The organism is Aster yellows witches'-broom phytoplasma AYWB, from assembly GCF_000012225.1.
Classification (GTDB): Bacteria; Bacillota_I; Bacilli_A; order Acholeplasmatales; family Acholeplasmataceae; genus Phytoplasma.
Map to the genome: position 1 here is coordinate 543,140 of NC_007716.1, position 15,107 is coordinate 558,246.

Below are 15,107 nucleotides of genomic sequence, written 5' to 3' on the forward strand. Positions count from 1 at the left end.
GAAATCAAATATTAAGTAAAGAATTTGTTTTATAAATATTAAGATTGTGAGGTTTATTTTGATTAAATATATTTGTAAAAAAATTTTTTACGCTTTTACTATTTTTATTGCAGTTATAATAATTAGTTTTTTTGTTATTACTTTAATTCCTGGAGACCCTATTTCTGCTATGTTTGAACAACAAAAACCAAGCCCAGAAGAAATAAAACGCATAACACAAGACCTAGATTTAAATCAAATGTTTCCCCAATATATAAAAAAAATATTTTCTAAATTTGATTTTGGAAAATCTTATCATAAAAATCAAATACCAGCTTTAGAACTTTTTTGGGAAAGTTTTACAAAAACCTTTCAATTAGCTTTTTTTAGCTGTTTGATAGGTTCTTTATTGGGTATTTTATTAGGCAACTTATCAGCCTTTTTTGATAACACCAAGAAAAGCACTCTATTAGAATTTTATGCTATTTTAATGATTTCTACTCCTGCTTTTATTATAGGATATCTATTGCGTGTTTATTTAGCTACCAATAGAGGTATTCCTATTTTTGCTATTTCAGGATGGAATAATTTAAGATGCAAAGTTTTGCCCATTTTAACTCTATCTTTGGTAATTAGTGGTTCGGTATTAAAAACTACCAAAACCAAAATAAAAGAATGTTTAGCGCAACCCTATATTAAAACAGCCTATGCTAAAGGATTATCAAAAAAAAACATCATTTTTAAACACGCCCTCAAAAACGCTTTAATCCCTATTGTTGCTCATATTGGCTTACTATTTAGTTTTTTAATTGGTGGTTCTATTATAACAGAAAAAATATTTAACATAAGAGCAGTAGGAACTTTAATGTTGGAATCTTTTGAAAATAGAAATTATCCTGTACTTCGTTGTTGTATTATTTTATTAGCTTTATTTATAGCTATTTTTAATTTATGTCTAGATTTAGTTTATTTTTGGTTAAATCCTAAAATAAGCAAAGGGGATAAAAACCAATAGAAAGAGGTAACAAATTTGAATATTAATAAAAAAATATCTATTTTTTTTTCTATAAAAAATCAAATAACTAAATTTTTGCAAAATAAAAATATTATAATTGGATGCTCTTTTTTAACTATTTTAGTTTTAACTATTTTAATAATATCTTATCTACCTTATGATTATAAACCTTTTAATTCCCAAAACCAAAAACCTTTACAACAAATCAGTTGGAATCATTTAATGGGAACTGATTCTACTGGATATGATTTATTTAGTCTTATTTTAGAAGGTGCCAAAATTACTTTACAAATAAGTTTTTTTGCTGTTATGATTAGTGCTTTTGTGGGTGGTTTTTTAGGAATTCTATCTGGTTATTTTCGTGGTATGTTTGATGGTATTATTAATTTTATATGTGATATTTTAGTAGTATTCCCTGATTTTATTTTAGCTATTTTAATTATGTGTTTTTTCAAAAAAGGGATTCTTGCTTTAATTATTGTTTTGAGTATTTCCCATATTCCCACCTTTATTCGTTCTATTAGAACTAACACTATGCAAATCAAAGCTAAAAGTTTTATTCAAGCATCCAAAGCTTTAGGAGCAACCCACATGCATATTATTTCCAAACACATTTTATCCCACATATTAGCTCCTTTTATAACCAGAATAATACTTAGTATGAGCAGCATTATTTTAGCTATATCAGCATTAGGAATGGTTGGTTTAGGGCTTGATCCTAACGTTCCTGAATGGGGCAGAATTTTATTTGAAAGTAAAAGCCATTTTAGATTCCATCCTCATTTATTTTTTGGACCTTTCGTTGTCATTTTATTAACTAGTTTATCCTTTAATTTAATAGGCAAAGGCTTAATCCAACTTTTTAATCCAAAAGAAAAACATTAAAATTTTAAAAAAAGAACAAACATAACCAAACCAAAAAAAAATCAACAAATTCAAAAAGGAATTCTTATATGTCGATTAATTATCAAAAATTAGAACAAAGGTTTGAAAAAATTGGTCGTTTAAAAAATATTATCAATATATTACGCTGGGATATGGCCTGCAACATTAAAAAAGGCTCCCAAGAAAGTCGTACTTTTGAAATAATTGATTTAACCCGAATTATCAAAAAACTATTAATTTCCCAAGAAACCAAAAATTGGGTTTCACAAGCACAACAAGAACAAGAAACTCTCAATTCTTGGCAACAAGCTAATCTACGAGAAATAACATCCAAAATACAATCAGAAGAAATAATCCCTGAAGAACTAAAAAATAATTTAATTTTAGCAACTACAAAATCAGAGCTAATGTGGAGACAAGCCAAAAAAAATAATGATTATAACAGCTTCAAACCTTATTTTCAAAAAGTACTCAATTACACCAAAGAAATAGCAAACCTCAGGTCCCAAAAATTAGGCGTTTCTTTGTATGATGCTCTAATCTATCAATACGACTATGAAATGACTGCTACCAAAAACAAACAAATATTTAACGTAATCAAAGAAAAATTACCACCTTTAATGAAAAAAATTTTGCAAAAACAAGAACAAGAAAAACACCTTTACAAAGATATTGCAATGCCTTTAGAAAAACAAAAAAAATTAAATCAAATAATTATGCCAAAAATAGGATTTGATTGCAATTATGGTCGCCTTGATGAATCAATCCACCCTTTTTGTGGAGGCACTCCTTATGACGTTCGCCTTACTTCCAATTATAATACAAACAATTTTTTAGATAGCTTTTTAGCAACTATACACGAAGTAGGACATGGTTTATACGCCCAAAATTTACCCCAACAATATAAAAATCAACCAGTAGGAGCTCCACGAAGCTTTTCTTTTGATGAAAGCCAATCTTTATTAATGGAAAAACAAGTTGCTAAATCTCAAGAATTTTTAACTTACTTAGTAGATATTTTAAAAACAGAAGTAAACTTTTACAACCCTTCATTAACTCCACAAAATTTATTTAAACAAGCCAACCAAGTTAAACCTGATTTTGTTCGTATTTATGCTGATGAAGTAACTTATCCTTTCCATGTTATTTTACGTTTTGAAATTGAAGAATTATTAATTTCTAATCAGTTATCTTTAAATGATTTACCTCACTTTTGGGATTGCAAAATGAAAGAATATCTAGGAATTACACCACCCAATGTAGGTCTTGGATGCTTGCAAGATATTCACTGGCCTCAAGGAAGTTTTGGTTATTTCCCTAGCTATTTAAATGGAGCTATTTTGGCATCCATGATAATGAAAAAAATTAAACAAGCAAATCTCAATATTAAAGAGAGTTTTAAAACAGGAAAATTTGAAACTTTAAATCAATATTTAAACAAAAACATAAGAAACTGGGGTTCTTTTTATACCAACCAAGAATTTGTTTTCAAAGCAACAGGCATGCCCCAAATTAACCCTGAAACCTTTTTACAATATTTAGAAAATAAATATTTGAATAATTAATTTAATAATATAAAAAAAAAAAAAGACTCTTCTTGAAAGAGTCTTTTTTTGTTTTTTAATATCATCTACATTTATTGCATTTAAAATGAAAAAATCTTTTTTTTATTTCTACAAACAACAAAGGAATCAAAGATAGCAATAAAATAATTACAAAATCCTTTGTTGTTAAAGAAATTAATTGAAATAAAACTCTTAAAAAAGGGACAAAAATTATGATTAATTGCAAAAACACACTAATGGCAAACGCTTTAATCAAAAAAGAATTTATTTTTAACTTAAAAACAGAAGTACAAAAACTTCTCAAATTCCATACATGAATCAATTGTGAAAATGCCAAAACCATAAAAGCAAAAGTTTGAGCATATCTTATTTTATCACTATCATGATTATGATAACCTATCAAAGAAGCCACAAAAGCCAAAAGACCAATTAAAAATCCTTCCAAAATAATTTTTTGATAAGTTTTTTTATTCAGTAAACTGACTTTAGGATTATAAGTTTTTGGCGACATAAAATTTTTTTCTTGTGGTTCTATCCCCAAAGCCATCGCTGGCAATGAATCAGTGACTAAATTAATCCAAAGAATTTGTAAAGCAGTCAAAATTTTAAAATCACACCCAAAAAAGAAAATTCCTAAAAAATTACCAAGCAAAATCAAAATAATTTCACCAACATTACAACTCAAAAGAAAAACTAAACTTTTTTTAATATTATTAAAAATATTTCGTCCTTCTTCTAAAGCATTCGTAATGGTAGCAAAATTATCATCTGTTAAAATCATATCTGATGCCATTTTGCAAACATCAGTACCTGAAATTCCCATAGCAATTCCCACATTTGCTTGTTTAATGCTTAAAGCATCATTTATGCCATCTCCTGTCATTGCTGCCACAAAACCTTTTTTTTGCCAAGCTTGCACAATTTTTAATTTATGATGAGGATTAGTTCTTGCATAAACTTTAATTTGCAATAATTTTTTCAAAAATTCTTCCTCTGGCATTTGAGTTAATTCATCTCCTGTAATAGCTAAATCTTGAGGTTGGGATAAAATATTTAATTTTTTGGCAATCACAAAAGCAGTTTTTAAATGGTCCCCTGTAATCATAATCGGAGTGATGCGTGCCTGATTACATTTAAAAATAGCTTGCAAAACTTCTTTTCGAATGGGATCTTCCATCGCGACTGCCCCTAAAAAAATAAGATCTTGTTCAAAAATATTAGGATTTTTTTTAAGATTTGTTTCTAGTTCAATAGAAAAAGCACGATAAGCAACTCCCAAAACTCGCAAAGATTGCTCACTTAATTGACTAATTTGTTTTTCTAATGTGTTTGTTATTTTAGAATCTTTTTCAATTATTTGTTCTTGATATTGAACTTGACTACATTTTTGCAATAAAACTTCTGGAGCACCTTTAGTAATAGCATAAATAAGCCCGTCTTTATGATGAAAAGTGGTCATCAATTTCCTTTGGGAATCAAAGGCAATTTCTGCAAAGCGAGGATATTGCTTTTTGAGTGCAAAAGCATCATATTGATAAAACAAAGCTAAATTAATAAAGGCTTTTTCAGTAGGATCTGCAATAATTTCTAAGTTGTTTGAAGTTGTATCTTTGGTTATTTTTGTAACACTAATCAAAGCATCATTGCATAAAATACCAAATAAAAGTAACTTTTCCAAATTAAAGGGTTTTGGCGCATTAATATCTTCCACGCAAAAGGGAATTATTTTTTCCAAAGAATTACAAACTATAATTTTTTTAACAGTCATATTATTTTGAGTTAAAGTCCCTGTTTTATCAGTACAAATAACATTAACATCCCCCAAAGTTTCTAAGGTTTTTAAATTTTTAACAATAGCTTTTTTAAGAGCAAGTTTTTTCATCCCCAAAGCCAAAATTAAAGTCATAATAATTAATAAACTTTCAGGAATGGCAGCAACTGCAAGAGCAATGGCATCCAAAAAAGTATGTTTCAAAATGTGGGAACTAAAAGTTGAGTTATAAATGTTTTTGAAAATAGTCCATAAACCATTAAGGAAAATAATTATACCAATTGTCAAAGTTAACTTTTTAGTTAATTTGGCAATATTTTGTTCTAATGGTGTTTTTTCTTGTTGAGGTTGAGTAATGAACTGGGTAATTTTTCCAATTTCGGTTTGCATTCCTGAAGCACAAACCACTCCTTTGGCTCTTCCTTTTAAAATAACAGTATTCATAAAAGCCATGTTTTGATTAGTAAGAACTTCATTTTTGAAACAAACATAAGCACTTTTTAAAACAGCTTGCGATTCTCCTGTAAACAAAGATTCATCTACGTATAAATTAAATGTTTCTAAAAGTATCATATCGGCTGGAATAATATCGCCTGTTTCCAAAATAACAATATCTCCTATCACTAAATTTTGCATAGGAATTAAAAGATGTTTGCTATCTCTTATTACTTTGGCATTAAGGGAAGTTTTTTCCGAAACATTTGCTAAAGCTTTTTGAGATTGGGTTTCATAATAAATACTTAAAAAGGCGTTAAGAAGGACAATAATCAAAATAAAAAAACCTTCTAAAAGTTCTTCTTTGTTGCCTTGTAAAATACCAATTGCAAAATTAATTGTAGCTGCTAACAAAAGTACAATAACTAAAAAATCTTTAAATTGTTGTTGGAATTGATGCCAAAAAGTGGGTTTGGTAAGGGATTGGATTTGATTTTTGCCGTTAATTTGCAGTCTTTGCAAGGCTTCTTTGTCAGTAAGCCCTTTTGTGATTTTGGTTTGTAACAATGCTTGCAATTGTTCAGGGTTTTTTTGACTAAATGAATGTTTCATTAAAATTCCTTTATTTAATAATAAATACAAAAAAATGTTTTGTGCAAAGCAAAAAGTAAAAATTTTAATTTGTTTTGCATATATTATGAAGTTGGGTTTCACAAATAATAAAAAATAAGTAAAATGTTCAAATAAAATAAAAAACTAAACCGTTTTAGCAGTTTAGTTTCGTTTCTTTTTTGGGAACAAAAGTTATCAACCCCATAAATAAGGAAGATAATTTAATACGTAAAACAGTATAAAAAAGCGATAAAGACATTTGTGTAATAAGTTCTTTGAAACCTGTTTCTTTATAAAAATATCCAATAATAAAAACACCCAAAGCGCCAAAAATCATAATAATATAACCAAACATTTCCACTACAAAAGAAATATCTTTTTTCTTATAAACAGATAAATATTTAGCAACAATATCAAGTCCTCCAGTAGAAGCGCCGATTCTTACAGGAATGCCATTAAAAATACCTATTAAAATACCTGCAAAAAAAACTCTGGTAATATCACTTAAAAAATCACTTTCAGTTTTGAATATTCCAAAAAATCGTTCAGTATGAAATAAAAAACCTTGTTTAACTTGATTTTCAATAAAAAACACCGAAACAAAAAGAAGGACAGTTGCAAACGCAGTAGTAATGGTAAAATATTTACCTAAATAACGACGAGAAATAAAAAACAAAAAGAAAACATTAATGACAAAGTAAAAAGTACCAGCAATAACTATAATATTATGGGTTTCAATCTTTCCTGCTTTATGTAATAATTTACCTATTACATCACCTAAACCAATAACCCCAGTAGGAAAAAGATCGGTTTTATATCCGCCATCTCGGGTACAATCAAAAGCCCAAACAGAAACTAAAACATATATTATCAAGGATAAAGATAAAAGTAATATTTTTTTAAATTCTTGACCATATTGTTTTTTTTTCTTTGTTGGAGGGAATTTTGCAATATTTTCTATGCCATTTTTCATAATACACCTATTTCTTTTGTTTCAATATATTTTGGCAACGTGTGCACAAAGGATTAAGGGGATTGTTGATAACTACGTTCCAACATCTTTTACAAGCATATCCAGAAGCCTTAGCAACTTTAACATCAAAAGTATCTTTTAATTGAAGTGTTACTTTAGAGACTATAAAAAGTTGATGTAATTGATCTTTAATTTGTAAAACATCCAAAGCATGCATTTCTTCTTGGGTTAATGATAACGTAATATGGGCTTGCAAAGAAGAATTAATAAGTCCACTTTGCCTTGCTTTTTCCAAATGTTGTAAAACATTTTTTCTTAATATTAAAAATTTATGATATTCTAATAAAAGATGAGAAGTTGGTCGTGTTTTGGGTTGTGGCATTTTTTCTAAATAAATATCTTTTTCAGCAGCAAAAGGAAAAAAGCCGTAAACTTCCGAAGTGGTGTGAGGAATGATTGGAGTTAAAACTTGTAAAAGCGATAACAACAAATCATAAATAGTTGATTGAATCATCTTTCTTTCTTTGTAATCTTCTTTTTCAATGTATAAAATATCTTTAGCAAAATCTAGATAAAAAGCACTAATTTTATTAGTAATGAAAGGGAATAGATGTCTTAACACACCTTCAAAATTATAAGTATCATAAGAATGTAATACGTTTTTTAACACTTCTTCAAAATCTAGCATCATTGCTTGATGGATAAAAGTTCTTTGTTCAAAGGCAATATAATTAGTATCTTTTTTAAAATTATCTAAATTGCCTAACATAAAACGGAAGGTATTTCTAATTTTACGATAAAGATCTTCTACTTGTTTTAAAATGGAAGAGTTAATGCGTACATCAAGATTATAATTAATGTTTGCAACCCATAAACGAATAATATCTGCTCCTTTTTGTTCAGCAACAGTTAATGGATCAATAACATTGCCCAAAGATTTAGACATTTTTTTGCCTTCTCCGTCAAAAACAAAACCATGAGTAATAACAGTTTTATAAGGGGCTTGATTTTGAGTGGCTACAGAAATAATTAAAGAAGAATTGAACCACCCACGATATTGATCAGATCCTTCGAAATAAACATCACTTTGTAAAACTTGATTACGTTTTTTCAAAACACTATAAGAAGTTCCTGAGTCAAACCAAACATCCATAATATCTAGTTCTTTTGTAAACAAATTTTTAGGACTTTGGGGATGGGTGTAGTTTTCAGGAAGTAGTTTTTTTACATCCCATTCATACCAAATATACATTCCGTGCTGTTCGAATAAATCAGCTACATGATTAATTAATTTTAAATCTAGAATGGGTTGTTGGGTTTCGGTGTAAAAAATAGGAATGGGAATCCCCCAAGTTCTTTGACGACTAATATTCCAATCCTCGCGATTAGTAATCATATTAGTCATTTTTAATCCCCCCCAACGTGGAATCCACTTAACTTTTTGGGCTTCTTCTAGCAAAAGAGATTTAATTTTTTTAATAGAGACAAACCATTGAGGAAGTGCAAGAGAAATAACTGGTTTTTTAGTACGCCAATCATGAGGATAAGAGTGCGAAATCACATCTGCTTTAAGCAAAGAATGGTTTTTTTCTAAATCAGAGATGATAGCTTCGTTAGCTTTAGTGTAAAATAGACCTTGATATTGGGAAACATCTGTCATCATACCTTTTTTATCAATGCTACAAACAACATCTAAATTATATTTTTGACCTACTAAAAAATCGTCCAAACCGTGTCCTGGAGCGATGTGGACTAGCCCCGTTCCTTCTTCATCCAAAACGTGTTGTGATAAAATAATTTTTCCGGGTTTGGAAGCAAGGTGATTGTGATAAGTTAAATGTTCTAAAGTTTTTCCTTCAAAAGTGGAAATAAATTTGATGTTTTCTGGGTTCCAAACAAAAACTTTTTGAAGAAAAGGAATGTTTTTAGTTCCTACCAAATAGCGTTTTTGTAAAACTTCAATTAATTGATATTCTTTTTCAGGATGAACCGCAATTGCTACATTGGCAGGCAAAGTCCAAGGGGTAGTTGTCCAAATCACCAAAGCCACATTATCAAAAATATCTAGTTTTTTCATATTAAAAGCAACATAAACAGAAGGAGATTGGTGATTGTGGTATTCTAATTCTGCTTCTGCTAAAGCAGATTCTAAAGTAGGTGACCAATGAATTGGCTTAAGGGCTTTAAAAATTAAACCTTTGGCAACCATTTTTCCAAAAATTCTTACCTGATCAGCAACAAAAGTTTTATCCAACGTTAAATAAGGATTTTGCCAATCTCCTAAAATCCCTAATCTTTGAAATTGCTTTTTTTGATTATTAACATTTTCCAAGGCAAATTCTTGGCATTTATCTAGGAAAGATTTTCTAGTAAAAGCTTTTTTGGAAGTTTTTTTAAGAACTGCTGCCTCAATTGGCAAACCATGAGTATCCCAACCAGGAATAAAAGGAGTGTAAAAACCTTGCATACTCCGAAAACGAATAATAAAATCTTTTAAAATTTTGTTTAAGGCGTGTCCCATATGAATATTGCCATTAGCATAAGGAGGTCCATCGTGCAAAATAAAAGAGGCATTATCTTGATTTTGTTGTAATTTTTTTTGATATAAGTCAAGTGTTTGCCAATTTTTTTGAATGTTGATTTCGTTTTTGCCTAAATTTCCTTTCATAGGGAAATCGGTTTTTGGCATCAAAAGAGTTGTTTTATAATTTATTGTCATATCTTTTTTATCTCCTTATTTTTGGGTTGTTAAATTGCTTTATTTGTTATTCGGAATTAAAGTTTAAAATTAAATGAAAAAATGAAAATTAAATATTAAATCTAAAAGTAATAATATCACCATCTTTAACTATGTATTCTTTACCCTCAATGCGAACTTTACCTTTTTCTTTACTTTTTTGAAAAGTTTTGGTTTCTAATAAATCAAAGTAAGAAACAACTTCAGCTTTAATAAAACCTTTTTGTAAATCGGTGTGAATAATGCGAGCACATTCAGGAGCTTTAAGACCTTTTTTAAAAGACCAAGCGCGAACTTCTTTAGGTCCTGCAGTAAAATAAGTTTGGAGATCTAAAAGATCATAACTTTCTTGAATTAATTTAGTAAGTCCTGATTCCAAAAGACCATAGTCCTTTAAAAAAAGTTGCTTTTCTGCAAAATCTAAAGACGATATTTCTTTTTCTAATTGCACACACAAAGGAATTACTTTTTTGGATTCTTTAGTAGCATAAGCTAAAACTTGTTGGTAAAAAACGTTGGAATCCAAAGATAATAAATCATGTTCTTTGATGTTAGCTAAATAAAGGGAAGGTTTTAAATATAACAAATTAAAGGTTTTGACAAGCTTTAATTCTTCATCCGAAAAAACCAATTTTTTTAAATCTTGGGTAGTTAAGTGGGTTTTGATTTTGGTTATTAACGCTTTTTCTTGCAATAATTCTTTGTTAAGTTTATTTTTTTGTTTTCCTAGTTTAAGTAATCGTTTTTCAATTTGTTCTAAATCTGCTAAAGCTAGTTCTGTTTGAATAATATCAATTTCTTCTACAGGATTATTTGTCTCTTTCACATGAGCAATATTTGGGTCTTCAAAACATTTAACCACATGACAAATAGCATCTACATTGCGAATATGACTTAAAAATTGATTGCCAAGACCTTCACCTTTGGAAGCTCCTGACACCAAACCTGCAATATCTTTGAATTCTATAAAAGCAGAAATAGTTTTTTGAGATTGAAAAATTTGAGATAAAGTTTGGAGACGCGAATCTGACACTTCTACAATGCCAACATTAGGTTCGATAGTGGCAAAAGGATAATTAGCTTCTAAAACTTGCATTTTAGTTAAAGCATTAAACAAAGTAGATTTGCCCACATTTGGCAAACCAATAATTCCGACTTTCATTTTTGAGTTTCCTTATAGTATTTTATTTTGTAAAAATAGGGAGTAGTTTTTTTGTTGAGGGGCAAAATATGGTTATAAAATTGTGTAAAAAATAGATAAAATATAATCTTGTAGCAATTCTTAAATTGAGTTCTGAAATGATGATATAAAAAATGTTGAAAAAAATAACTAATATTTGGGTTGGTTTTTTATTTCTTCGCAAAAGATCACATAATTTTGATATCGAGAGGGAAGTATTTGGCCGTTTTCTAAGGCTTTTTTGACGCCGCATTTTTCTTCTTGTAAATGGAAACAACTTTCACCAAAAAAACAATCACAAACATGTTCTAAAAAATCAGGATAAAAATTCTTTAAAGTCCTAGGGGAAAAAGTAGTTAAGTCTAACTTAGAAAAACCAGGAGTATCAACTATAAATCCCCCATTAAAATCGTATAATTGTGCGTTTTTAGTGGTATGTTTGCCTCTGCCAAGACTTTCAGAAATTTCTTGTGTTTTGAGTTGGGCATCTGGAATTAAGACTTTTAGTAAAGTGGATTTCCCTACTCCGGTTTGTCCTGCCAAAACTGTAATTTGATTAGCAAAAATGTGTTTAAGGGCATCTATTCCTATTTTTTGTTTGGAGTTGATATAATAAAAGTGTTGAAATTTTTGGTAATAAGATAATTGTTGTTGCATTGTTTTAAAGTTTTCGGGTTCTAACAAATCTATTTTAGAAAAAACCAAAACTACATCTAATTTTTGTTGTTCTAAAATTAATAAAAACTTATCTAATAAAAGAAATTGAAAATTGGGCTTTACTAAGGAAAAAACTAGCAATACCTGGTCAATATTGGCAACATTAGGTCTTTTTAATTCATTTTTACGAGGCAAAATAGATTGAATTAAATAAGTATCACAAGAAAGTTCATAAAGCACAATATCACCTACTTTAATAATAAAGTCAGAGGCAGAACTATTTTCTTTTTGGGTAGTTTTGATAACAAGGGTTTTTAATTTGCCTCTTTTTTTAGCTTCCAAAATGATTTGAGTTTCTAAATCTTTAATATAATAAACTCCAGCCAAAAATCTTAATACTAAAGCTTTTTCCAAATAATAACTCCTTTTTTATATTGTGAAATCTTTTTAATTATTTTTTTTCTTATTTTGTATAAATTACTTTTTAAAAATTTTTAAATTGTCTACGTGTGAGATGAAAAATATGCTAGATAATAATTTATTATAATTTGAGCAACTTTTTTATAGTTAATTAAAAAAATCATTAATTATTTTTATTATAACATATAAAAAAACAATAATTACATATAAAGATAAAATGGATTTAAATAAGCAAAACCAGAGTTTATTTGCTAATTTTTTTTATGGATGCGAATTTTACAAATAGAATGTTTATAACAAAAAAAATAAAAAATGTGCTGACGTTTTCTGGCAAAAATTGTTACATAAAAAAGAAAAGACTCCTTATTATTAAGGAGTCTTTTGTTAATTTTTTATTAATATTTTGTCAATATAATTAGGCAATGGTAAAATTGTAAGATTACAAAATAGTTATTTTTATGGTTGAAAATAGGGATGTCGTTTTTTTATTTATTAAACTTACTTAATAAAGCCAAAACTTGTTGTTTAATTTGGGATAAATAAGACTCATCGTCCAAGTGATTGATAGCTTTGTCCATCAAATCTGCAACTGCAACAAAATCATTTTCTCTAAACCCTACTGTTGTCATAGCAGGTGTGCCAATTCTAATACCACTTGTTACAAAAGGTTTTTCTTGATCAAAAGGAATAGTATTTTTATTGACAACAATATTTATTTTTTCTAACATGTTTGCGATTTTGGCTCCTGTAAACTCAGTATTTTTATGTTTAACATCAATTAGAAATAAATGATTGTCAGTGCTTCCACTTACAATGCGATAACCTTTTTGTTGGAAGGCTTTAGCAAAGGTGTTTGCATTTTTGATAACTTGCTTTTGATATTCTTTAAATGAAGGCATCATAGCTTCTTGAAAAGCAACAGCTTTAGCAGCAATAGTATGAATGCAAGGTCCTCCTTGAATACCAGGAAAAATGCCACGATTAATTTTTTTAAATAATTCTTCTTTATTAGTTAAAATCAAACCTCCACGCGGTCCTCTCAGCGTTTTGTGCATAGTAGAAGTAACAACATCGGCATTAGCTTCAAAGGGACAAGGATGAAGACCACAAGCAACTAAACCTGCAATATGGGCAATATCTGCTATTAAATATGCATTTACTTCATCAGCAATTTGACGAAACTTTTTAAAATTAATAGTTTTAGAATAAGCTGAATATCCTGCAATAATTAATTTAGGTTTAACTGCTAAGGCAACTTTACGAATTTCATCATAATCAAGCATTTCAGTTTGGGGATTGACATTATAAAAATGAGCTTCGTAAAATCCACCAGAAAAACTTAATTTATGACCGTGAGTAAGATGTCCTCCATCCATTAAAGATAATCCTAAAATTTTATCACCAGGTTTTAATAAAGCTTGAAATACTCCCATATTTGCTTGTGAGCCTGAATGAGGTTGGACATTTGCATATTTAGCACCAAACAACTTGGTTGCTCTTTGAATGGCGATTTTTTCTATTTGATCTACATTTTTACAACCATTATAATATCTAGCTTGAGGATAGCCTTCTGCATATTTGTTGGTCAAAATACTTCCTTGGGCGTCTAATACTGCTTGAGAAACAAAATTTTCAGAAGCAATTAATAAGATATTTTCTTTTTGTCTAGCTTTTTCTTGTTCAATAAGATCAAAGATTTCTTGATCTTGGTCTTTTAATCCTAACTTTTGATTCATTTTTGGGCACAACCTTTTTCTTTTTGTATTTTTGGGCATTTAATATAATTATTGGAAAAACAAAAGTATTTATAAAATCATTTACAAATTTATTTGATAAACAATAGAGCAAAAATAGTACTTATGGTTATAAAATCAATTATTTTCAAACGATAAGTAATCATTTTAGTGCGAGCAGCTCCCAAAACATAACCTCTTACTTCCATAGCGTTGGAAAGCACCAAAGATCTTTTAAAAACCAACACAAAAATAGGAACCAACAAGGCTAAAAGATGATTAATTCTTTTAAAAATATTTTTTTTGTGCAAATCCATGCCTCTTGCTGTCTGAGCTTTTAAAATTTTATTGGTTTCTTGCAATAAAAAAGAATTAGCCATAAAAATTAAAGAAAGCATCAAAGTAAAAGTTTCAGTAGAAATTTTGAGTTTTTTTAAAGGAGATAAAATAATATCTAGACCATCTTGAATTTCAATAAAAGAAGTTATTTTATTGAATAAAAAAAACAACATAACAATTAAAAACAATCTTGTCATAATAAAACAAATTCTTAGAAAAGAAGTCGTTTGCAATATATATTTTTTAGGTTCGCATCCCAAAATATTTTGTATATTAGAAGGAAAATATGAAGGAATAACAAAGACACAAAAAAATAAAAATAACAAATAAGATAATTTAAAAGGGGTATATTTTTTAGTGAAATTATACAATAAAATACATATTACAAACAACCAAAAAGAATTGATGGTATAACTTAAAATAGGGATGGAAGCTTGCATAAAAGCATCACAAGAAACGGTTTCCAAAGGAACTAAATTTATTAACAAAGAAATAACAAAAACAAATCTTAAATGTTTAATTCTTTGCCAAAAATAACTCCAAGTTACTCCAAAAAAGAAACAAAGGCTCATTAAAGCTAACATAAAAAAAAGATAAAATAAAGTAATGTATTTGGGATTTGCAAAAATAAAAGCTTGCTTTTGGGCGATATGATCAACATTAATAGGCAGTTTTAAAATAAAAACTAACAACAGCATAAAAGCAAGAATTTTGATAGAAGGATGGAGTTGGTACAAAAAACAACGCGATAAAGGGGCGCGGGATAAATTATTATTTGTAAAATCATTATTTTTCATCAATAATAC

At 28.5% G+C, this 15,107-nt stretch carries 10 protein-coding genes; 3 read left to right on the forward strand and 7 right to left on the reverse strand.

All coding sequences use genetic code 11. The features are described 5' to 3' along the window. The first annotated feature begins 58 nt into the window (after nucleotides 1–58). The 3 genes from AYWB_RS02595 to AYWB_RS02605 all read left to right on the forward strand — a co-directional run bounded on the left by AYWB_RS02595 (nucleotide 59) and on the right by AYWB_RS02605 (nucleotide 3,444). On the forward strand, nucleotides 59–994 hold the full coding sequence (locus AYWB_RS02595) for an ABC transporter permease (protein ID WP_041639892.1): 936 nt from the start codon (nucleotides 59–61) through the stop codon (nucleotides 992–994). 15 nt (nucleotides 995–1,009) lie between these two features. Continuing rightward, entirely contained in the window at nucleotides 1,010–1,879 is an 870-nt protein-coding gene (locus tag AYWB_RS02600; protein ID WP_011412810.1) for an ABC transporter permease, read from the forward strand. Nucleotides 1,880–1,947: 68 nt separating this feature from the next. Next, nucleotides 1,948–3,444, forward strand: a complete 1,497-nt coding sequence (locus tag AYWB_RS02605) for a carboxypeptidase M32 (protein ID WP_011412811.1) — start codon at nucleotides 1,948–1,950, stop codon at nucleotides 3,442–3,444. Nucleotides 3,445–3,505: 61 nt separating this feature from the next. On the opposite strand, the gene AYWB_RS02610 is transcribed toward AYWB_RS02605, so the two are convergent. The 7 genes from AYWB_RS02610 to AYWB_RS02640 all read right to left on the reverse strand — a co-directional run bounded on the left by AYWB_RS02610 (nucleotide 3,506) and on the right by AYWB_RS02640 (nucleotide 15,098). Then, on the reverse strand, nucleotides 3,506–6,262 hold the full coding sequence (locus tag AYWB_RS02610; RefSeq protein ID WP_041639895.1) for a cation-translocating P-type ATPase: 2,757 nt from the start codon (nucleotides 6,260–6,262) through the stop codon (nucleotides 3,506–3,508). Nucleotides 6,263–6,416: 154 nt separating this feature from the next. Beyond that, nucleotides 6,417–7,235 carry a YitT family protein gene (locus AYWB_RS02615; RefSeq protein WP_011412813.1) on the reverse strand — a complete coding sequence of 273 codons (819 nt, stop codon included), beginning with the start codon at nucleotides 7,233–7,235 and terminating at the stop codon, nucleotides 6,417–6,419. A gap of 7 nt (nucleotides 7,236–7,242) precedes the next feature. Further along, nucleotides 7,243–9,954, reverse strand: coding sequence for an isoleucine--tRNA ligase (gene ileS / locus AYWB_RS02620; protein ID WP_011412814.1), 2,712 nt, complete (start codon nucleotides 9,952–9,954; stop codon nucleotides 7,243–7,245). Nucleotides 9,955–10,042: 88 nt separating this feature from the next. Next, nucleotides 10,043–11,134 carry a redox-regulated ATPase YchF gene (gene ychF / locus AYWB_RS02625; protein ID WP_011412815.1) on the reverse strand — a complete coding sequence of 364 codons (1,092 nt, stop codon included), beginning with the start codon at nucleotides 11,132–11,134 and terminating at the stop codon, nucleotides 10,043–10,045. A gap of 168 nt (nucleotides 11,135–11,302) precedes the next feature. Beyond that, nucleotides 11,303–12,223 (reverse strand): ribosome small subunit-dependent GTPase A, encoded by a 921-nt coding sequence (gene rsgA, locus AYWB_RS02630; protein WP_011412816.1) that lies wholly within the window; start codon nucleotides 12,221–12,223, stop codon nucleotides 11,303–11,305. Nucleotides 12,224–12,714: 491 nt separating this feature from the next. Then, nucleotides 12,715–13,965 (reverse strand): serine hydroxymethyltransferase, encoded by a 1,251-nt coding sequence (gene glyA / locus AYWB_RS02635; protein ID WP_041639897.1) that lies wholly within the window; start codon nucleotides 13,963–13,965, stop codon nucleotides 12,715–12,717. 89 nt (nucleotides 13,966–14,054) lie between these two features. Next, on the reverse strand, nucleotides 14,055–15,098 hold the full coding sequence (locus AYWB_RS02640) for an energy-coupling factor transporter transmembrane component T (protein ID WP_083755013.1): 1,044 nt from the start codon (nucleotides 15,096–15,098) through the stop codon (nucleotides 14,055–14,057). Nucleotides 15,099–15,107: the final 9 nt, after the last annotated feature.